19 protein-coding genes are annotated in these 20,256 nt (G+C 73.0%); 12 read left to right on the top strand and 7 right to left on the bottom strand.

All coding sequences use genetic code 11. The features are described from left to right. Positions 1-170: 170 nt before the first annotated feature. Both ACF07N_RS06195 and ACF07N_RS06190 read left to right on the top strand, forming a co-directional pair. Entirely contained in the window at positions 171-401 is a 231-nt protein-coding gene (locus tag ACF07N_RS06195) for a hypothetical protein (protein WP_383325687.1), read from the top strand. 135 nt (positions 402-536) lie between these two features. Next, positions 537-1,181, top strand: coding sequence for an HU family DNA-binding protein (locus ACF07N_RS06190; protein WP_392109073.1), 645 nt, complete (start codon positions 537-539; stop codon positions 1,179-1,181). 80 nt (positions 1,182-1,261) lie between these two features. Here ACF07N_RS06190 and ACF07N_RS06185 read toward each other — a convergent pair whose 3' ends face one another. Both ACF07N_RS06185 and cofC read right to left on the bottom strand, forming a co-directional pair. Next, positions 1,262-1,477 carry a hypothetical protein gene (locus ACF07N_RS06185; RefSeq protein ID WP_383337739.1) on the bottom strand — a complete coding sequence of 72 codons (216 nt, stop codon included), beginning with the start codon at positions 1,475-1,477 and terminating at the stop codon, positions 1,262-1,264. A 9-nt stretch (positions 1,478-1,486) separates the two neighbouring features. Beyond that, complete coding sequence (gene cofC / locus ACF07N_RS06180; protein WP_392109070.1) at positions 1,487-2,125, bottom strand: 2-phospho-L-lactate guanylyltransferase; 639 nt, start codon at positions 2,123-2,125, stop codon at positions 1,487-1,489. A 158-nt stretch (positions 2,126-2,283) separates the two neighbouring features. On the opposite strand from cofC, the gene ACF07N_RS06175 reads away from it, so the two are divergent. From ACF07N_RS06175 to ACF07N_RS06165, 3 genes are read left to right on the top strand one after another with little or no spacing between them, the layout of a single operon-like run. After that, positions 2,284-3,105: a lysophospholipid acyltransferase family protein gene (locus ACF07N_RS06175; RefSeq protein WP_392109067.1), complete on the top strand. Its 822-nt coding sequence runs from the start codon at positions 2,284-2,286 to the stop codon at positions 3,103-3,105. Further along, positions 3,102-4,112, top strand: a complete 1,011-nt coding sequence (locus ACF07N_RS06170; protein WP_383325701.1) for an NAD(P)H-dependent glycerol-3-phosphate dehydrogenase — start codon at positions 3,102-3,104, stop codon at positions 4,110-4,112. Before ACF07N_RS06175 ends, ACF07N_RS06170 begins: the two co-directional genes overlap by 4 nt. A 59-nt stretch (positions 4,113-4,171) precedes the next feature. Continuing rightward, positions 4,172-5,329, top strand: a complete 1,158-nt coding sequence (locus tag ACF07N_RS06165; protein WP_392109064.1) for a D-alanine--D-alanine ligase family protein — start codon at positions 4,172-4,174, stop codon at positions 5,327-5,329. Positions 5,330-5,357: 28 nt separating this feature from the next. On the opposite strand, the gene ACF07N_RS06160 is transcribed toward ACF07N_RS06165, so the two are convergent. Beyond that, complete coding sequence (locus ACF07N_RS06160; protein ID WP_383337743.1) at positions 5,358-5,882, bottom strand: DUF3515 domain-containing protein; 525 nt, start codon at positions 5,880-5,882, stop codon at positions 5,358-5,360. A 20-nt stretch (positions 5,883-5,902) separates the two neighbouring features. Beyond that, on the bottom strand, positions 5,903-6,136 hold the full coding sequence (locus tag ACF07N_RS06155; protein ID WP_003997603.1) for an Lrp/AsnC family transcriptional regulator: 234 nt from the start codon (positions 6,134-6,136) through the stop codon (positions 5,903-5,905). Positions 6,137-6,345: 209 nt separating this feature from the next. Between ACF07N_RS06155 and ACF07N_RS06150 the strand changes: the two genes are divergently transcribed. Together ACF07N_RS06150 and thiD are read left to right on the top strand one after the other, a co-directional pair. Continuing rightward, a complete protein-coding gene (locus ACF07N_RS06150; RefSeq protein ID WP_383325711.1) occupies positions 6,346-7,311 on the top strand; it encodes a thiamine-phosphate kinase in 966 nt (321 codons plus the stop codon). After that, positions 7,308-8,099, top strand: coding sequence for a bifunctional hydroxymethylpyrimidine kinase/phosphomethylpyrimidine kinase (gene thiD, locus ACF07N_RS06145; protein ID WP_383325714.1), 792 nt, complete (start codon positions 7,308-7,310; stop codon positions 8,097-8,099). The genes ACF07N_RS06150 and thiD overlap by 4 nt, the downstream gene beginning before the upstream one ends. A 95-nt stretch (positions 8,100-8,194) precedes the next feature. Here thiD and rpmB read toward each other — a convergent pair whose 3' ends face one another. Beyond that, a complete protein-coding gene (gene rpmB, locus ACF07N_RS06140; protein WP_003993230.1) occupies positions 8,195-8,380 on the bottom strand; it encodes a 50S ribosomal protein L28 in 186 nt (61 codons plus the stop codon). A gap of 267 nt (positions 8,381-8,647) precedes the next feature. Between rpmB and ACF07N_RS06135 the strand changes: the two genes are divergently transcribed. After that, entirely contained in the window at positions 8,648-10,516 is a 1,869-nt protein-coding gene (locus ACF07N_RS06135) for a DAK2 domain-containing protein (RefSeq protein WP_392109059.1), read from the top strand. Here ACF07N_RS06135 and ACF07N_RS06130 read toward each other — a convergent pair. Beyond that, entirely contained in the window at positions 10,500-13,553 is a 3,054-nt protein-coding gene (locus tag ACF07N_RS06130) for a tetratricopeptide repeat protein (protein WP_392109056.1), read from the bottom strand. The two genes, ACF07N_RS06135 and ACF07N_RS06130, sit on opposite strands and share 17 nt — an antisense overlap. Continuing rightward, positions 13,550-15,382 carry an HSP90 family protein gene (locus ACF07N_RS06125; protein ID WP_392109053.1) on the bottom strand — a complete coding sequence of 611 codons (1,833 nt, stop codon included), beginning with the start codon at positions 15,380-15,382 and terminating at the stop codon, positions 13,550-13,552. Before ACF07N_RS06125 ends, ACF07N_RS06130 begins: the two co-directional genes overlap by 4 nt. A 188-nt stretch (positions 15,383-15,570) precedes the next feature. On the opposite strand from ACF07N_RS06125, the gene recG reads away from it, so the two are divergent. From recG to ACF07N_RS06105, 4 genes are all read left to right on the top strand, one after another. Further along, positions 15,571-17,808, top strand: coding sequence for an ATP-dependent DNA helicase RecG (gene recG / locus ACF07N_RS06120; protein ID WP_392109050.1), 2,238 nt, complete (start codon positions 15,571-15,573; stop codon positions 17,806-17,808). An 86-nt stretch (positions 17,809-17,894) separates the two neighbouring features. Continuing rightward, a complete protein-coding gene (gene rsmD / locus ACF07N_RS06115) occupies positions 17,895-18,482 on the top strand; it encodes a 16S rRNA (guanine(966)-N(2))-methyltransferase RsmD (RefSeq protein WP_383325729.1) in 588 nt (195 codons plus the stop codon). Positions 18,483-18,508: 26 nt separating this feature from the next. Beyond that, positions 18,509-18,988, top strand: a complete 480-nt coding sequence (coaD, locus tag ACF07N_RS06110) for a pantetheine-phosphate adenylyltransferase (RefSeq protein ID WP_392111049.1) — start codon at positions 18,509-18,511, stop codon at positions 18,986-18,988. A 122-nt stretch (positions 18,989-19,110) separates the two neighbouring features. Further along, positions 19,111-20,184, top strand: coding sequence for a cell division initiation protein (locus ACF07N_RS06105; RefSeq protein ID WP_392109046.1), 1,074 nt, complete (start codon positions 19,111-19,113; stop codon positions 20,182-20,184). Positions 20,185-20,256 lie beyond the last annotated feature (72 nt).

Below are 20,256 nucleotides of genomic sequence, written 5' to 3'. Positions count from 1 at the left end.
AACGGCCCTGTCCGCCCCCGAGACGGCAGTCAACTGGCCACGTGTCACCGGTGGTTGCCTGGGTACGTGAGGGGTACAGCCGTGACTTCCAGGTGTGCCCGGAAGGCCGTATGAGGCGGCAGTTGTCCCCTGCGCAGGCGACAACTCGCCCCAGATGGCACAATCTGTGCATGGAACACGACGGCCAACTCGAGCTCTATGCGGCGGTCGCGGACCAACTCAAAGAAGCGCACGCAAGAGTGCGCGCACTGCAAGTCCCGGAGGGCGTACGGATGGCGCTGACCCGGAAGCTGCTGGTCATTACGGCCGCGGCCAAGCACGATCTCGCCGACGCGGCAAGGCGGCTGGAGCGGTTCACCGCGGACCTCGACGAGGGGCGTCTCCCCGGCGAGGAACGCTGAACCCCCGGCACCGCCGAGTTCGTTGCGGCACAAGGGTGATAAGCCCGTTTCGTGTTTGATTTGCGGTATATATCTGCCTAACGTGCGAAAAAGCTTGAACACTTTCGTTCGGGCGATGTCTCCGAAGGGGAAGACGTGAACAAGGCGCAGCTCGTAGAAGCGATTGCCGACAAGATGGGCGGCCGCCAGCAGGCCGCCGATGCTGTCGACCATGTACTGGACGCCATCGTCCGCGCGGTGGTCGCGGGGGACCGGGTCTCGGTCACCGGCTTCGGTTCCTTCGAGAAGGTCGACCGTCCGGCACGCTACGCCCGTAACCCTCAGACGGGCGAGCGGGTTCGGGTCAAGAAGACCTCCGTTCCGCGTTTCCGCGCGGGTCAGGGCTTCAAGGACCTGGTCAGCGGCTCGAAGAAGCTCCCGAAGGGTGACATCGCCGTCAAGAAGGCCCCGAAGGGCAGCCTGTCCGGCCCGCCCCCCACCATCGCCAAGTCCGCGGGCAAGAAGGCCGCGGCGAAGAAGACGGCGGGCGCCGCGAAGACCACCACGGCGCGCAAGACCGCCGCGAAGAAGGCCACCACCACGAAGACGGCGGCCGCGAAGAAGACCACGGCGAAGAAGGCGCCCGCCAAGACCACGGCGGCGTCCAAGGCCACCGCGGCCAAGAAGACCACGGCCAAGAAGTCGTCCCCGGCGAAGAAGGCCACGGCCACGAAGGCGCCGGCCAAGAAGTCGACCGCGCGCAAGACCACCGCCAAGAAGACCACCGCCCGCAAGAAGTAGGGCGCCCCGGTACTCACGCGACGGGCCGGACTCCATGACGGAGTCCGGCCCGCGGCGTGTTCGGGAAGTGCTGCGTGTGCTCAGAGAGTCTGCAGGGTCACCAGGGTGATGCGAAGGTCCTGGTCGGAGCCGCCGGCCGGGCGCTCCACCTCGATGCGCACCCGCTGCCCGGGGCGCAGCAGCAGCAGTCCGCCCGCGTCGAACGCCGCCGCGTCGAAGGGCACCGGCGTGCCGTCGTCCAGGAGGACCTGCCCGCTGCGGCTGTCGGGGTCGTAGGTGTACGCGGTCGCCTGCATGCCCGCAGCCTACTGCCCGGGGATCAGCAACCGCGCGGCGGCCGCGGCCGTATGAGGGCCCACGCCCAGGGCCAGCGCGCTGCGCAGGTCGTCGCCGGTGTCCACGTCCTGGCGTACGGAATCCACGGCGGTCAGGGACAGTTCCACGGCCCCCGACGCCCGGTGCCGGGCCCGTGAATCGGTGCCGAAAGCCGGGGCCAATTCCCGGCCCGGGGCGGCGGTCAGCAGGGTGGTGCCGATTGCGGCCGCATCCGGGAGAAAAGCACGCGGGAATTCCGCCGCGGCGTCGAGTACCCGGGACAATTCCCCGGGGCGCAGCGCCGGCAGATCGGCGTTGAGCGCGGCCACCGGACTCGCCGGCCGCGCCGCGCGCACGGCCGCCGCCGCGTGTGCGAGTGCGGCGTTGAGGCCGCCGCCGGGCTCGTCGGCGACGATCGCGGCGCCGAGCGCCGCCAGCGCGCGGCCCGCCCGGGCGTCGTGCGTGACGACTGCCACACCCCGTACCCGCGGACAGGCCAGCACGGCCGCCACCGTGTCCTGTGCGAAGGCCAGCGCCAGGTCCGGCCGCAGCCCGTCGTCGGCGGTGTCCGCCAGCCTGCTCTTGGCCCGGGCCAGGGGCTTCAGGGGTACGACCAACGTCCACTGCACAGGGGTTCCGTCCTCCTCTTGTCGCGGTCATTGTCACCCGGGGCCTGAGGGGCGCGGCGTGCCGGGGCGTACGGTGTTCTCGACAGACCGGCGGCCTGGGGCGACACTTGTGCGGCCCCCCGTGGCCGCCACTTCAGGCCCTAGAGGAAGGTGTCCGCGTGCCCCGCCGCAGAATCGGCTTCTGGTACCGCTTCGCCGCGGTGATCTGCAAACCGCCGCTGGTGGTACTGCTCAGGCGGGACTGGCGCGGAATGGAGCACATTCCGGCTGAAGGTGGATTCATCACCGCGGTGAACCACAATTCACACATCGATCCTTTCGCTTACGCGCACTTTCAGTACAACACCGGACGCGTCCCGCGTTTCCTCGCGAAGAGCGGGCTATTCAAGAAGGGATTCGTCGGTGCCGCGATGCGCGGCACCGGGCAGATCCCCGTCTACCGGGAGAGCACGGACGCGCTCAGCGCCTTCCGGGCCGCCATCGACGCCGTGAACCGCGGGGAATGCGTCGCCTTCTATCCCGAGGGCACCCTCACCCGCGACCCGGACGGCTGGCCCATGACGGGCAAGACCGGGGCCGCCCGCGTCGCCCTGCAGACCAAGTGCCCGGTGATCCCCGTGGCCCAGTGGGGCTGCAACGAACTGCTGCCGCCGTACGCGAAGAAGCCGCACCTGCTGCCGCGCAAGACGCATCGGGTCCTCGCCGGGCCGCCGGTCGATCTCTCCCGGTTCTACGACCGGGAGATGACCGCGGACCTGCTGAAGGAGGCGACGGAGGTCATCATGGCCGCCATCACCGCCCAGCTGGAGGAGATCCGCGGGGAGAAGGCGCCCGAGACGCCCTACGACCCGCGCCGGGAGCGGATCGAGCAGCGGCGGCGCACACAGGCGCAGACACAGCGGGGCGGGCAGGAGCCGGGGCGGCCGGTGCGGTCGGCGCGGTCGCCGAAGTCGGTGCAGGAAGAGGGGCTGGGCACGTGAGCAAGCCGGTCAAGGCAGCGGTTCTGAGCGCCGGTTCGTGGGGCACGGCCTTCGGCATGGTGCTCGCGGACGCGGGGTGCGAGGTCACCCTGTGGGGGCGCCGCCCGGAGCTCGTGGAGGCGATCAACTCCACACGCACCAATCCCGACTACTTCCCGGGCGTCGAGCTCCCGGAGCGCGTGCGGGCCACCACGGACCCCGCCGAGGCCGCGGCCGACGCCGACTTCACGGTCCTGTCGGTCCCCTCGCAGACCCTGCGCGGCAACCTCGCCGAGTGGACCCCGCTGCTCGCCCCGGACACGGTCCTCGTGTCGCTGATGAAGGGCGTCGAGCTCGGCTCCGCGATGCGGATGAGCGAGGTCATCGACGACGTCGCCAAGGTCGGCCAGGAGCGGATCGCCGTGGTCACCGGGCCCAACCTGGCCCGGGAGATCGCCGCGCGGATGCCGGCCGCCGCCGTGGTCGCCTGCACCGACGAGGCCGTCGCCCAGCGGCTCCAGGCCGCCTGCCACACGCCCTACTTCCGCCCCTACACCAACACGGACGTGGTCGGGTGCGAACTGGGCGGAGCCGTGAAGAACGTCATCGGCCTGGCCGTCGGCATCGCGGACGGCATGGGGCTCGGCGACAACGCCAAGGGCTCGCTCATCACCCGCGGCCTCGCCGAGACCACCCGGCTGGGCATGGCGCTCGGCGCCGACCCGCTGACCTTCTCCGGACTGGCGGGCCTGGGCGACCTGGTGGCGACCTGCTCCTCGCCGCTGTCGCGCAACCACACCTTCGGCACCAACCTCGGCAAGGGCATGACGCTGCAGGAGACCATCGCGGTCACCAAGCAGACCGCCGAGGGCGTCAAGAGCTGTGAGTCGGTGCTGGACCTGGCCCGCAGGCACGGCGTCGACATGCCGATCACCGAGACGGTCGTCGGCATCGTCCACGAGGGCAAGCCTCCGGTGGTCGCCCTCAAGGAGCTGATGTCGCGCAGCGCGAAGCCCGAACGACGCTGAGCGACGCGAGGCGGAGGCCGCTGTCTCCGGGCCCTACCACCGGGTACTCTCAACGCGATATGAGCACCGAGAACCTCCCCCAGAGCCCCGAGCAGCCGCCTCGCAAACCGCGTGTGGCCGTCGTGTTCGGCGGGCGCAGCTCCGAACACGGGATCTCCGTGGTCACCGCCGGAGCCGTCCTCAAGGCCATCGACCGGACGAAGTACGACGTCCTCCCGATCGGCATCACCCAGGACGGGCGTTGGGCGCTCACGGCGGACGAACCGGAGCGGATGGCGATCGTCGACCGGCGCCCGCCGAGCGTCGACGCCCTCGCCGAGTCCGACGAGGGCGCGGTGATCCTCTCCGTCGACCCCGCCAGCCGCGAAGTCGTCTACAGCGAGCCGGGGTCGGTGCCCAAGGCGCTCGGGGACGTCGACGTGGTCTTCCCGGTGCTGCACGGCCCGTACGGCGAGGACGGCACCCTGCAGGGCCTGCTGGAGCTGTCCGGTGTGCCGTACGTGGGTTCGGGAGTGCTCGCCTCGGCCGTGGGCCAGGACAAGGAGTACATGAAGCGGGTGTTCGCCTCCTTCGGGCTGAAGGTGGGCCCGTACGTGGTGATCCGGCCGCGCGAGTGGGAGCGGGACGAGGCCGCGGCCCGCAAGAAGATCGTCGACTTCGCCGGCGAGCACGGCTGGCCGCTGTTCGTGAAGCCCTCGCGAGCCGGTTCGTCGATCGGCATCACCAAGGTGGACGAGCTGTCCGGCCTGGACGAGGCGATCGCCGAGGCGCAGCGCCACGACCCCAAGATTCTGGTCGAGGCGGCCCTGCGCGGCCGCGAGATCGAGTGCGGTGTCCTGGAGTTCGAGGACGGTCCCCGGGCCTCCGTGCCCGCGGAGATCCCGCCGCCCCAGGCGCAGGCGTACTACGACTTCGAGGCCAAGTACATCGACTCCACGCCCGGGATCGTGCCGGCGCCGCTGACGCCCGAGGAGACGGCCGAGGTGCAGCGCCTGGCGGTCGACGCCTTCGAGGCGGCCTCCTGCGAGGGCCTGGTCCGCGCGGACTTCTTCCTCACCGAGGACGGGGAGTTCGTGATCAACGAGATCAACACCATGCCCGGCTTCACGCCCATCTCGATGTACCCGCAGATGTGGCAGGCGAGCGGGGTGGGCTACCGGGAGCTGATCGACCGGCTCGTGAGCGCGGCGCTGCGGCGTTCGACGGGTCTGCGCTGAGGCAGCCGCCCGAGCGGCCGGCAGGTGATCAGGAGGCGATCCCCTCGGGGATCGCCTTTTTCACAGCCGGGGCCAGATCGATCAGGACACCGGAGCTGTCCACGCCCTCCGGCACCCGGACCTCGACGTAGGCCTTGCGGCTCGCGGTGGTGAACCGGTGGCCGTCGCCCTGCTTCTCCATCAGCCAGTCGACGCCGTTCACACCCCCCGCGACGGCGTCCGCGTCCCGCCCCTCCGCCACCTTCGGATCGACCATCTTCGGCGGCTGCGGCACACCGCAGCGAAGTATGATCGCCGGGCTGCCCCAGCCGGCCGTCAGCGCCGACGCGGGCTCGGGGTCCTCACGGCGCTCACCGCCCACCTTCGCGGGCAGTACCTTGTCCAGGTTCCGGCACAGTTCCGTGACCCCGGCGTCCGGAGTGGGAACCGCCGCCGACGCGCTGTCGTCTGCTGAGGAGCAGCCCGCGGCGGTGATCAACAGCGCGAGAGCGGGCAGGCGGAAGACGCGGAACACGCGGAAGACACGGCGGTGCCGGGGACGCAAAGAGTTCACCGGCACAGGGTAGACGGGGGCTACAGATGGACCACCGGGCAGGTCAGGGTGCGGGTGATGCCGTCCACCTGCTGCACCTTGGCGACCACCATGCGGCCGAGGTCGTCGACGGTGTCGGCCTGGGCCCGCACGATCACGTCGTACGGTCCCGTGACGTCCTCGGCCTGGATGACCCCAGGGATCTTGCTGATCGTCTCGGCGACGGTCGACGCCTTGCCGACCTCCGTCTGGATCAGGATGTACGCCTGTACCACGGAACCTCCAGGGCGGCCACGAGGATCATGTGGGGAAAAGGAACGCCACGGTATCGCGTTGCCGCTCGCCGCGGGGAGACCTGCGGATACCGGGTCTTGCGCGCCGGGGTGCGGGTCCGGCAGAACGTGACGGTCACCTCGACCGTAGCGAGGACCGAGATGCCCCGCGACCGGCGGGCACGGACAGGGACAGAAGGGGAGAAAGGGCAATGAAGGGCACTGTTGGTGAGCTCGGTGAGTTCGGGCTCATCAGGGAGCTCACCTCCCGTCTGACCACCACCCCGGCGGTCCGGGTCGGCCCCGGCGACGACGCCGCCGTGGTGGCCGCGCCCGACCGCAGGGTCGTGGCGAGCACGGACATCCTGGTGGAGGGCCGGCACTTCCGCCGGGACTGGTCGACGGCCTACGACGTGGGCCGCAAGGCCGCCGCGCAGAACCTCGCCGACATCGCCGCCATGGGCGCGGTGCCGACCGCGCTGCTGCTCGGTCTGGTCGTCCCGGCCGAACTGCCGGTGACCTGGCCGAGCGAGCTGATGGACGGCCTGCGCGACGAGTGCCAGGTGGCGGGCGCGGCCGTGGTCGGCGGGGACGTCGTCCGCGGCGACTCGATCATGGTGTCCATCACCGCGCTCGGCGATCTGCGCAACCAGGAGCCGGTGACCCGGGCGGGCGCCCAGCCCGGCGACCTCGTCGCGGTGACCGGCTGGCTCGGCTGGTCGGCGGCCGGGTACGCGGTGCTGTCCCGGGGGTTCCGCTCGCCGCGCGCGTTCGTGGAGGCCCACCGGCGGCCCGAACCGCCGTACCACGCGGGGCCGGCCGCGGCCGGGCTCGGGGCGACGGCCATGTGCGACGTGAGCGACGGGCTGATCGCCGACCTCGGGCACATCGCCGAGGCCAGCAAGGTCCGCATCGACATCCGCTCCGGGGCGATCGACATCCCGTCCCAGATGAACGACATCGGGCAGGCCGTCGGGGTCGACCCGATGCAGTGGGTGCTGACCGGGGGAGAGGACCACGCGATCGTGGCGACCTTCCCGCCGGACGTGAAGCTGCCCGCCCGCTGGAAGGTCATCGGCGAGGTCCTCAACCCGTCGGCGCTGCCCCAGGTGACGGTCGACGGGGCGCCGTGGACCAGCAAGGGCGGCTGGGACCACTTCGGAGACCTGGACTCATGATCCCCAACGTCCTCACGGTGGCCGGCTCCGACTCGGGCGGCGGCGCGGGCATCCAGGCCGACCTGAAGACGATGCTCGCGCTCGGCGTGCACGGCATGAGCGTGATCACGGCGGTGACCGCGCAGAACTCCCTCGGCGTCCAGGGCGCCTGGGAGCTGCCCGTGGAGGCCGTGCGGGCCCAGTTCCGCAGTGTCGTCGACGACATCGGCGTCCACGCGGTCAAGACCGGCATGCTCGCCTCGGCGGAACTCGTCGAGACCGTCGCCGAGTTGATCGCCGGGACGGACGCGCCGGCGGTCGTCGACCCGGTCGGCGTCTCCAAGCACGGGGACTCCCTGCTCGCCGCCTCCGCGCTGGACTCCGTGCGTACGAAGCTGCTGCCGGTGGCGACGGTCGCCACCCCCAACCTCGACGAGGTGGCCCAGCTGACGGGGGTGCGCGTCGAGTCGGAGGAGCAGATGCGGCGGGCCGCGGCGGCCGTGCTGGCGTACGGGCCGCGCTGGGCGCTGATCAAGGGCGGCCATCTCGCGGGGGACGCCGTGGACCTGCTCACGGACGGCTCCGAGGAGCACTGGCTGCGGGCGCCCCGGCATGACAACCGCCACACCCACGGCACCGGCTGCACGCTCGCCTCCGCGATCGCGGCACGGCTCGCCCGGGGCGACTCGGTGCCGGAGGCGGTGGCGGCGGCGAAGGAGTACGTCACCGGGGCCGTCGCGGCCGGGTTCGCGCTCGGCGGCGGCATCGGGCCGGTGGACCACGGCTGGCGGTTCCGCGACGGCTCGTGACCGCAGGCCCAGCCTGCGGTCACGCCAAAGAGCCGGTCCACCTGGGGTGGACCGGCTCTACAGCGAACCAGCAGTGGTTGCGCGCTAGCTGAGCGTCAGCGCGAGACCTTGCCGGCCTTGATGCACGAGGTGCAAGCGTTCACGCGCTTCGGCGTCCCGCCCACCACGGTACGCACACGCTGGATGTTCGGGTTCCAGCGGCGGGACGTACGGCGGTGCGAGTGCGAGATGTTGTTGCCGAAGCCCGGCCCCTTGCCGCAGACGTCGCAGTTGGCAGCCACGGGTCACTCCAAAGACTTCAGATGCACTTACGGTTAATCCCGGCATGCCGGGATCGAGATCCTGTGGCTCCAGGAGCCGGCGAGATCTGAGTGGCGCTGCCAGGTGGGAAAGCCCGATCGGATCGGGCAACCGGAGCAGCATACAACGGCTGCACCCGTACAAGAAAACTAGCACGGCAGCTCAGGGGCCCGCCCCCGGCCCTCTTCCGGCGGGGACCGTCCCAAGGTCTACGCTGCCTGCCACGTCCAGCAGCTCAGGGAGGCGCGGTGGCGCAGGTGCCGCAGACATTCTTCGATGCTCTCGCGGTGCGCACCTGGTGCGGTCTCGCGCTCGAGACACTGGGCCGGGCGCGTGAGGAGATCGACGCGATCAACGTCTACCCGGTGGCCGACGGGGACACCGGCACGAACCTGTACCTGACGGTGGAATCCGCGGCCGCGGCGGTCGAGGCGGTGTTCGCGGGGCACGCGGCGGGCTCCCCCGCGGCCGGGGCGCAGGACCGTGCTCCGGAGGGGCCGACCCTGGCCGACGCGGCCCGGGCGATGGCGCACGGGGCGCTGATCGGTGCCCGCGGGAACTCCGGCACGATCCTCGCCCAGCTGCTGCGCGGCATGGCACAGGTCCTGGCGGACGGCTCCGGCGCCCGGGCCGACGGCCCGGGGCTGCGGCAGGCCCTGCGGCACGCGGCCGATTCCGCACGCCAGGCCGTGTCCCATCCCGTGGAGGGCACCGTCCTCACGGTCGCCTCGGCCGCCGCCGACGCCGCCCGCGCTGCCCCGGGCGACTGCGGGAGCGTGGCCCGGGCCGCCTACGAGGGAGCGCGCGAGGCGCTCGCCGCGACCCCGCACCAGCTGCCCGTGCTGGAGCGCGCGGGAGTGGTCGACGCGGGCGGGCGGGGACTGGTGGCGGTGCTCGGAGCGCTGGTGGAGACGTTCACGGGGGAACGGCCGCGCGGACCGGCGCCGGGCACGGGACGCGTGCCGGAGACGAGGGGGTCCGGGACGGAGGCGTGGACGTCCGCAGTGGGCCCCGGGGAGCCGGCCGGGGCGCACGCGCGCGGGGCGGGCGGCCCGGTGAGCGAGGAACCGCTCGTGACCGCCGCGCCCACGCCGGTCGAATCCGCGGAGCCCGCGGAGTCGGCGGACGGTCCTGTGGCGGCCTGTGCCGAGCCGGGCGGGGGCAGCGGCACGGCCGTCATGTCCCACCGGGACGGGCCCGCTTTCGAGGTGATCTACCTCCTGGAGGCCGAGGACGCGGCCGTCGCGCGGCTGCGGCGGCGGCTCGACTCCCTCGGGGACTCCCTGGTCGTGGTCGGCGGTGACGGGCTGTGGAACGTCCACGTCCACGTCGACGACGCGGGTGCCGCCGTCGAGGCCGGTATCGAGGCCGGGCGCCCCCACCGGATCCGGATCACCCACTTCGGCGCCGGTGACGTGCACACCACGGGCGCCGAGCGGCCGCCCCGGGAGCGCGCGCAGCGGGCCGTCGTCGCCGTCGTGCCCGGCGAGGGCCTGGCCGGGCTGTACGCGGAGGCCGGCGCGACCACCGTGCTCGCGCGCCCCGGGGAACCTCCGGTGAGCGGCGAGCTCGTCCAGGCCGTACGCCGGGCCCACGCGCGCGAGGTCGTGCTGCTGCCCAACGACGCCGAGCTGCGCCACACCGCCGCGGCGGCCGCCGAGCAGGTCCGTGCGGAGGGCGTCCGAGTCGCCCTCATCCCGACCCGCTCGGCGATCCAGGGGATCGCGGCGCTGGCCGTGCACGAGCCGGGGCGCCGCTTCGACGAGGACGTCGTGTCGATGACCTCGGCCGCCGGGGCCACCCGCTACGCCGAGGTCACCGTCGCCGAGGCCGAGTCCTGGACGATGGCCGGCATCTGCCAGGCCGGTGACGTCCTCGGCCTGATCGACGGAGACGTGGCCGTGATCGGCTCGGACGTGACGGCCACCGCCGAGGCCGTCCTGGACCGGATGCTCGCGGCCGGGGGAGAGATGGTCACCCTGGTGCTCGGCGACGACGTCCCCGGCACTGTCGCCGAGCGTCTGGAGGGCCGGGTCCGCGAGGGTTACCTCGCCGTCGACACGGTCGTGTACCGGGGCGGGCGGCAGGGGGCGCTGCTGCTCATCGGTGTCGAGTAGGGGGAGGCGTTCCCTCCGGGTCCTCCGCCGCGAGGCGGAGCAGCCGCCGGGCCTCCGACCGCCGGGAGCGGACCATCCGGGCTTCCGCGTCTTCGCCGTCCGCGCCGTCCGCGCCGTCTTCGTCGTCTTCGCTGCCTTCGTTGCCTTCGCCGGTGCTGCCGGTGCTGCCGGTGCTGCCGGTGCCGGACGCGTCGGCACCGGCGTACGCCGCCAGCACCGCACGCGCGCGTGCGGTCGCGTCGGTGCGGCGGCCCGTCTCGATCTCCAGCCATCCCGCGGTGAGTTCGGCCGCGGTGCGGTCGTGCAGGGCGGCGTCCCCGAGACCGGCGAAGACCTCGGCGGCCCGGTGCAGTTGCCACAGGGCCTCCTCGTGCGCCGCGGGGTGCGTGGGGGCACCGGTGGCGCTCCCGGCGCCGGACGGCGCCAGCAGCTTGCCGAACTGCAGGTGTGTGTGCCCGAGTTCGGCGGTGAACCCTTGCCGGGAGACCTGGTCGGCCGCCGTGTCCCGGGCCGTCTCGCACGCCCGGACGGCGTCCGCCATCAGGGCACGGGCCTCCGCTGTGCCGTCCGGTGCCCGCAGCGCCAGCCAGGCCCGGGCCCGCAGGGAGCGGACGAGCCCGGTGACGTCGCTCAGGGAGCGCCAGAGCTCCCCCGCGCGCGCGTAGGCACGGTCCGCCTCGGCGGTCAGCCCGGCCTCCGCGAGCGACTCCCCGGCCAGGTGCGCGAGGGTCGCGTGGTCGTGCTGCTCCGGCCAGGCGCGGGCGAACTCGGCGGCCCGCAGACGCCGTTCGGCGGCCGCGCGGTGCTCGCCGAGTTCGCTCAGGCAGTCGCCGAGCCACCACAGCGTCTGCACGACCGCCCCGTCGCCGTGCGTCTCCGCGGTCAGGTCCGGCAGCGCCGACTCCAGCACCTCCGCCGCCTCGGCCCACCGCCCCTGCCGCAGCAGGAAGCCGCCGAGCTGCTGCCGCGCCCAGGCGCCCAGCGTGGGGCCCAAGCCCGCCGCGTCGGCCCAGTGCGCGGCCTCCAGCGCGTGCCGCGCGGCCTCCACGGCCTCGTCCCGGTCGCCGAGCAGCTCCGCGAGCTGGAGGTGCAGCTGGGCCCGCCCGGGTGCCTCCAGCTGCGCGCCGCCGTGCTCCAGGGCCGCCCGCACCGCCCGTTCCGCCTCGGCCATGTCACCCAGGTGGTGCGCCAGGGACGCCAGCCGGGCCTCGTACTCCACCGCGAACCAGGGCAGCCCCGCCGCGACGAACGCCGCCGCGCCCCGCGCGAACAGCTCCACGGAGGCGGCCAGGTCCCCGCGCAGTCCCGCCAGTTCGCCGAGCATCGCCTGCCCCTCGGCGGCCCGCGCGGCCAGCCGCACGTCCTCCCCGGTGCGCCCGTCGACGAGCGCCAGCAGTTCACGGACGGCGGTCTCGGCGGCGCCGTACACCGCCTCCGCCCCGGGCCCCTGTGCCGCGTGGGCCCGGCGCAGCAGGACCCGCGCCCGGCCCATCAGGACGCCCGCCGTCTGCCGCAGACCCGTGCCGCCGGCGGCGTACAGCGCGAGGACCTCCTCGTACGGCTCCTCCACGGCCGCGACCGCCGCGGCGACGTCACCCCCCAGGGCACGGACGTACGCCGCACGCGCGCGTGCCGCCAGGGCCTCGCCCGGGTCGCCGGCCCGCGTGTACAGCGCGGCGGCCCGTTCGAACAGCTCGGCACCCTCCGGGCCGAGGCCCATGGCCTCGTGGTCGGCGATCTCGGCCCGGTCGCGGGCGTCCAGCTCGGCGCCCTCCGCGGCCCGGGCGACGGCCGCCCACGCCTCCACGGCGTGCGGTCGCAGGTGGTCCGACAACCGCCGCGCCTCGGCCAGCAGCGCGGGCAGGTCCGGCTGCTCACCGGCGCGGGCCGGGGCCGGCGGGGGAGCGGGCGCCGGGACCGGCCCGGCCGACCGCACGCCCAGCGGCAGCCGCTCGGCGAGCGGCTGCCGCGCCATGCGCGCGCGTGCCCGCTCGCCGACGTGGGCCGTGCCGTTGCGCGCGTCGAAGCGGGCCGCCAGCGCGAGGGCGTCCGCGCGCGCGTGTGCGGCCAGTTCCCGGGCGGTCCACTCCCGGCCGGCCGGGCCAGGCACCGCCCGGTCGCCGAGACCGAGCGCGGTGAGGCGGTCCATGAGCAGGGCCACCACGCTCAGGAAGTCCAGCCTGCTCTGCGGCTGCCCGTCGTCCGTGAAGTACGCCGGCCGCTCCGCGAGCAGTTCCAGCCCCCGTGCCTCGTTGCCGGTCAGCGCGCAGAACTCCACGTGCTCCGCGTAGGCGCCGCGCATGGACTCCATGCCGCGGACGAGCCGGAGTCCCCGCAGATGGTTGCCGCGGGCCTCCTCGAGGCGGCCCAGCCGCAGCAGCGGCAGCAGGGACGACGCCAGGACCGTGTGCGGCTCGTGGGCACAGGTGTAGCGGCCCTCCAGCACCGGCCCCCACAGCTCCAGGGCCTGTGCGTCCCTGCCCTGCTCGGCCTGCCACCAGCCCCGCGCGTGCAGTTCGCACGCGTGGCAGTCGGACATGGCGTCCCGGTCGGCGGCCAGCCACGCGGCGTACGCCCGCTCCGCGCGCGCCACGTCCCCGACATGCGCGGCCACGTTGTGCTCGGCGCGGCGCACGGCTGCTTCGGAGTATCCGGCGAGCCGGTGGCGGCGCTCCATCTCGCCGAGCCACTTCTCGATGGAGGCGAGCGGGATGTGCGGCTGGTCGAGCATGCCGGACGACACCCACTTGAAGACCCAGTGCAGGGAGTGCGCCTCGAACTCGTCGAAGTCCTCGGGCCGTTCGTCCCACATGCGCAGCAGCCGCGAGAAGGGGACGAACATCTTCCCCTTCTCGGAGCTGTAGTTGTACACCTTCAGCTGGTGCCCGAGCGCCTCGATCACGGCGAGCGGGACGTTCAGCTTCTCGGCCGCCGCCAGCAACTGCTCCGCGCGCGCGTTGCGGGCCGGCCCCTCCGGCTGCCCGGCGTTCTCCGCCATCGCCGAACGCAGCGCGTCGACATCCGTGATCTCCGTCATGCCGGGCCGTCCTCGCTGTGAGTGGCCCACTCCAGCAGGCCGGTGAACGCGCGGTCGAGCAGTGCCGAGTCGGCGGGTCCGAGCGGCCGCTGCGCCCTCAGCAGCGCCTGCCCGTAGAGCGACTCCATGGCCGTGCCGGCGAGCTCCGCGTCGGTCAGGGAGCCGATCCGCCGCACGAGCGGGTTGAGGTGGTTGAGCACCAGACGCGCCCGGGGCGCGCCGCCGCGCAGGGACCCGAGGATGCCCGCCCACAGGTCGTCGGCCCGCTCCTCGGCGTCCGCCCGGGCCCGTTCGTGCCGGGCGTCCCGGTCGTCGAGGTGCAGCGCGGGCACGGACAGCGGATGGAACGCCCGCAGGACGACGTCACAGCCCAGCGGGTCGAGTCGGGCCCGCGCCACGGCCAGGAAACCGGACAGGGCCAGTTCCTCGGCCGGGTCCACCGCGTCCAGATGCGCGGTCACCGTCTCGGCGTCCAGCTCGGCGACCACGGTCCCCGGCCGCACCGACGGCAGTGCCTCCACCAGCTCGCCGTCGTACGTGTAACCGCCGTTGATCACGCCGATGCCCTGCGCGGAGGCGATCGGCGCGACCTGCCGGTACTCCTCCACCGTCCGCGTGAAGTGCACCACCGGGTGCCGCCGCGCGAACTCCTCCAGCGACAGCCGCCCGTCCGTCGTCTCGAACGGCAGCCACGGCAGCATCGTGCGCAGCATCTCCCGGTCGTGCCGGGCCAGGGACTTCACGCCCAGGTGGTGCACCGCGAGGAACGCGGCGAGCCGTTGCGGATCACCGGTCGCGAGGCCCGTCAGCCACGCCCGGATCCGCTCGCCCAGCGCCTCCCGCACGGCCGCCAGCGTCTCGTCCTCGTACAGCGCCTCGCGCGAGGCGGTCGGCCGCAGGCTGTCCGTGTCGAGCACGCAGCGCACGAAGAACGCCCAGCCGGGCAGCAGCTGTTCGGCCCGGTCGGTCAGCAGCATGCCCTTGAGGTGCACGCGATGCCCCGCGCGCTGCGCCGGGCTCACCGCCGCCGGCAACACGTACGCCACCCCGCGGACCCCCGCCACCGGCACGGACAGGTCGACCGTGTCCAGCGGCGCGAAGCCGAACAGCTCCTGGCAGTGCCGGGCGAGGGCGGCGCGGCGGGCGGCCGGGCCCGGGTACGGGCGGTCCCAGGGCGCGGGCAGGCCGGTGACCGCCTCGCCGCCCACCCGGACGTCGTACGGCAGCAGCGACCCGAAATCCCGGGCCAGCGCCTCGACCCGCTCGGGCGTGAGCCACTCGGCGGCCCCGGGCCGGGCCACCAGGTGCACGGTGGTGCCCGGTTCGGGCCGCTCGGCGTCCGGCAGGGTCCGCACGGTGTACGAACCGTCGTCGGACGCCGTCCACTCCACCGGCGGTGCCCCGGGCGTACGGGCGCTGCGGCTGACCACCCGGATCCGCTCGGCGACGACGAAACAGGCCAGCAGGCCGATGCCGAACTGCCCGAGGAAGTCCGACCGGGCCTCCTGGAGCCCCTCGGCCCGCTTGGAACTGCGCCCGATCGTGGCGAGCAGGCTGTGCACGTCCGCCTCGGTGAGCCCCACACCGGTGTCCTCGACGCGCAGCGCGCCGTCCTCCGCGTGGAGCCGGACCCGGGCCGGAGCGTCGGGTTCCGCCGTGCGTCTCGCGGTGATCGCGTCCACGGCGTTCTGCAGCAGCTCCCGCAGATACACCTTGGGGCTGGAGTAGAGGTGGTGGGAGAGCAGGTCCACCAGGCCGCGCAGGTCGACCTGGAAGGTGTGTGGGGGCGGAGGGGGAGGCGGGGATGCCGGTGAGGTCTGGGAGTCCATCTTCACGGCGCCGGTGGGGGACTCGCGACGGCGCGGGGTCGGGCGGTCCCTGAGCGTGCGGTGACCGCGAAAGAGGGCCGGGAGCGCGTCATCCTACGGCCCGGACGAACCGCCTGACCAGGGATTTCCGCGATCTTTACAGCGACGGGGCCGAGGCCCGCGGGTCATTGTCAGTGGCGTGGTGTGCAATGGATCTCGTGCCCGCACTGGAAGAACCGCTGCAACAACCCCTGAAGTCGGTGCTCGGCCCCGCCACCGCGAAGGTGATGGCCGAGCATCTCGGCCTGCACACCGTCGGCGACCTGCTCCACCACTACCCGCGCAGATACGAGGAGCGCGGCCAGCTCACCCACCTCGCCGACCTCCCCATGGACGAGCACGTCACGGTGGTCGCCCAGGTCGCCGACGCCCGGCTGCACACCTTCGCCTCGGCCAAGGCGCCGCGCGGCAAGGGCCAGCGCCTGGAGGTCACGATCACGGACGGCAGCGGCCGCGTCCAGCTGGTCTTCTTCGGCAACGGCGTGCACAAGCCCCACAAGGAGCTCCTGCCGGGCACGCGCGCGATGTTCGCGGGCAAGGTGTCCGTCTTCAACCGCCGGTTGCAACTCGCCCACCCGGCCTACGAGTTGCTGCGCGGCGACCCGGACGAGCCGGGCGCGTCCGTGGAGACCTGGGCGGGCGCCCTGATCCCCATCTACCCGGCCACCGCCAAGCTGGAGTCCTGGAAGATCGGCAAGGCCCTGCAGACGGTCCTGCCCACGGCCCGCGAGGCCGCCGACCCGCTCCCCGAGAGCCTGCGCCGGGGCCGCGGCCTGATCCCGCTCCCGGAGGCCCTCCTCAAGATCCACCGCCCGCACACCAAGGCGGACATCGAGGACGCCCGCTCCCGCCTGAAGTGGGACGAGGCCTTCGTCCTCCAGGTCGCCCTCGCCCGCCGCCGCCACGCCGACGCCCAGCTCCCCGCCGTCCCCCGGAAGCCGGCCCCCGACGGTCTCCTCACGGCGTTCGACGCGCGCCTGCCCTTCACCCTCACCGAGGGCCAGCAGCACGTCTCCCGCGAGATCTTCGCCGACCTGGCCACGGACCATCCGATGCACCGGCTGCTGCAGGGGGAGGTCGGCAGCGGAAAGACCCTGGTGGCGCTGCGCGCCATGCTCGCCGTCGTCGACTCCGGCGGGCAGGCCGCGATGCTCGCGCCCACCGAAGTGCTCGCCCAGCAGCACCACCGGTCGATCGTCGAGATGATGGGCGAGCTGGCCGAGGGCGGCATGCTGGGCGGGGCCGAGCAGGGCACCAAGGTCGTGCTCCTCACCGGCTCCATGGGCACGGCCGCCCGCCGCCAGGCCCTGCTCGACCTCACCACCGGCGAGGCCGGCATCGTCATCGGCACGCACGCGCTGATCGAGGACAAGGTGCAGTTCCACGACCTGGGCCTGGTCGTCGTGGACGAACAGCACCGCTTCGGCGTCGAGCAGCGCGACGCCCTGCGCGGCAAGGGCAAGCAGCCCCCGCACCTGCTGGTCATGACGGCCACGCCCATCCCGCGCACGGTCGCCATGACGGTCTTCGGCGACCTGGAGACCTCCGTCCTCGACCAGCTCCCGGCCGGCCGCTCCCCGATCGCCAGCCATGTCGTCCCGGCCGCCGACAAGCCCCACTTCCTGGCCCGTGCCTGGGAGCGGGTCCGTGAGGAGGTGTCCAACGGCCACCAGGCCTACGTCGTCTGCCCCCGCATCGGCGACGAGGAGGACGACCCGAGGAAGGCCGGCCGCAAGAAGCCCCCGGAGTCCGCGGAGGACGCCGCCGAGAAGCGCCCGCCCCTCGCCGTCCTGGAGGTCGCCGACCAGCTCGCCAAGGGCCCCCTGAAGGGCCTGCGCGTCGAGGTGCTGCACGGCCGTATGCACCCGGAGGACAAGGACGCCGTCATGCGCCGCTTCGCCGCGGGCGACACCGACGTCCTGGTCGCCACCACGGTCGTCGAGGTCGGTGTGAACGTCCCCAACGCCACCGCCATGGTGATCATGGACGCCGACCGCTTCGGCGTCTCCCAGCTCCACCAGCTGCGCGGCCGCGTCGGCCGCGGCTCGGCCCCCGGCCTGTGCCTGCTGGTGACCGAGATGCCCGAGGCGAGCGCCGCCCGCCAGCGCCTGAACGCGGTGGCCTCCACGCTCGACGGCTTCGAGCTCTCCCGCATCGACCTCGAACAGCGCCGCGAGGGCGACGTCCTCGGCCAGGCCCAGTCGGGCGCCAGGACCTCCCTGCGCATGCTCGCCGTCATCGACGACGAGGAGATCATCGCGGAGGCGAGGCAGGAGGCGACGGCAGTGGTCGCCGCCGACCCGGAGCTGACCCGCCTCCCGGCCCTCCGGACGGCTCTGGACGCCCTGCTGGACGAGGAGAGGGAGCAGTACCTGGAGAAGGGGTGAGGGTGACCGACTCTCCTTCAGGAGCGCGAGGAACCGCGCGACCAGCCACACTGATACCCAAAGCCGCCCACGACCAAGGACCGAAGATGACCCGCGTGATCGCCGGCGCCGCCGGCGGACGTCGCCTGGCCGTACCCCCAGGCACCGGCACCCGCCCCACCTCCGACCGCGCACGCGAGGGCCTCTTCTCCACCTGGCAGTCCCTCCTGGGCGGCCCTCTGGACGGCGAACGCGTCCTCGACCTCTACGCGGGCTCCGGCGCGGTCGGCCTGGAGGCCCTGTCCCGGGGCGCGGGCCACACGCTCCTGGTCGAGGCCGACGCCAGAGCCGCCCGCGTCGTCCGCGAGAACGTGAAGAGCCTCGGCCTCCCCGGCGCCGAGGTCAGAGCGGGCAAAGCGGAACAGATCATCCGTACCGCGCCCCCCGGTGACCCGTACGACCTGGTCTTCCTCGATCCCCCGTACGCCGTGACGGACGACGATCTTCGCGAGATCCTCCTCACACTCCGCTCGGAAGGGTGGCTCGCCGGGGAAGCCCTCGTCACCGTGGAGCGCAGCACCAGAGGCGGCGAATTCCGGTGGCCCGAGGGGTTCGAACCCCTGCGGGCCCGTCGCTACGGCGAGGGAACGTTTTGGTACGGTCGCGCCGCCTCTACGTGCGAAGACGCACGATGACCGGACCGGAGAGCGAGGGATCACAAGTGCGCCGTGCCGTCTGTCCCGGGTCGTTCGACCCGATCACCAACGGACACCTCGACATCATCTCCCGCGCCTCCAGGCTGTACGACGAGGTCTACGTCGCGGTGATGATCAACCAGGCCAAGAAGGGCCTGTTCGAGATCGAGGAGCGGATCGACCTGATCCGCCGGGTCACCGCCGAGTACGGCAACGTCCGCGTGGAGGCCTTCCACGGCCTCCTCGTCGACTTCTGCAAGCAGCGCGACATCCCCGCCATCGTCAAGGGTCTGCGCGCCGTCAGCGACTTCGACTACGAGCTGCAGATGGCCCAGATGAACAACGGCCTGTCGGGCGTGGAGACCCTCTTCATGCCCACCAACCCCACCTACAGCTTCCTGTCGTCCTCCCTGGTCAAGGAGGTCGCGACCTGGGGCGGCGACGTCTCCCACCTGGTGCCGGCCGAGGTGCTCCGGGCCCTGACCGGGCGGCTGCGCAAGGACTGACCGCGTCCCGCCGCGTCCCGCGCGGACCTGACCACCCGTCACCCGGTGTCCGGCGGGTACCCCGTGGCCGTACAGTCGTCCCGTCCGTCTCCAACGCATCTGTAGAGAGTGGCGAGCACACGGTGGACGTGCAGAAGAAGCTCGACGAGATCGTCACCACGATCTCCGGCGCCCGGTCCATGCCCATGTCGGCCTCGTGCGTGGTCAACCGCGCCGAGCTGCTCGCGATGCTGGAAGAGGTGCGCGCGGCGCTGCCCGACTCCCTGGCCCAGGCCCAGGAGCTGATCGGCGGCCGTGAGCAGATGGTCGAGCAGGCCCGCCAGGAGGCCCAGCGGATCATCGAGAGCGCCCACGCCGAGCGCGGCTCGCTGATCTCCGACACCGAGATCGCCCGCCGCTCCCAGGCCGAGGCCGACCGGATCCTCGCCGAGGCCCGCAAGGAGGCCGAGGAGGTCCGCGCCGAGGCCGACGAGTACGTCGACTCCAAGCTCGCCAACTTCGAGGTCGTCCTCACCAAGACCCTCGGCTCCGTCGGCCGCGGCCGCGAGAAGCTCCTCGGCACCGGCCCCGGCACCGACGAGCAGGGCTACCAGGACGAGGACGCCCCCGAGCGCAGCCACGACCCGGAGACCCAGCGCCGCACCGCCGACGAGTACGTCGACGCCAAGCTCGGCGCGTTCGAGGCGGTCCTCGCCAAGACCCTGGAGGCCGTCGGCCGCGGCCGGCAGAAGCTGCACGGCCGGATCGCCACCGACGACCTGGGCGCCCTGGCCGACGACACCAGCACGGTCCAGCACTCCAGCGACGCCGACTACCTCGCCGACCTGGCCGCCCTCGCCGAGCAGCCGCCGGCGCCCGCCGAGCGGCCCGCGCCCCAGCAGCAGGACTACGCCCGGTCCCAGCCGGCGTACGGATACCAGCAGCAGCCCGACCCGTACGGCGGCTACCCGCAGCAGCCCTACGCGGCCCAGCAGGACCCGTACGGCTACCAGCAGGCCGATCCGTACGCCTACCAGGGCTACGACTCGCAGCAGGCCGCCTACGACCCGGCGCAGGCGCAGCAGCAGCCGCAGCAGGACCACCAGGGCCACCAGAGCCACCAGGGATACGCTCTAGACGAGACCAGCCTCTTCGACACCGGCATGATCAGCGCCGAGCAGCTGCGGGCCTACGAGCAGGGCCGCGGTCAGGGCTGAGCACCGGATTGGGCCGACAGCGAAAGGTCCAGTATCCTGGCTCTTCGGTCGCGTGTACGTCCGCGATCAACG

This window comes from Streptomyces sp. NPDC015242 (genome assembly GCF_043079125.1).
In the GTDB taxonomy this organism is placed as follows: domain Bacteria; phylum Actinomycetota; class Actinomycetes; order Streptomycetales; family Streptomycetaceae; genus Streptomyces.
This window is presented reverse-complemented; position numbering and strand designations above follow the sequence as displayed.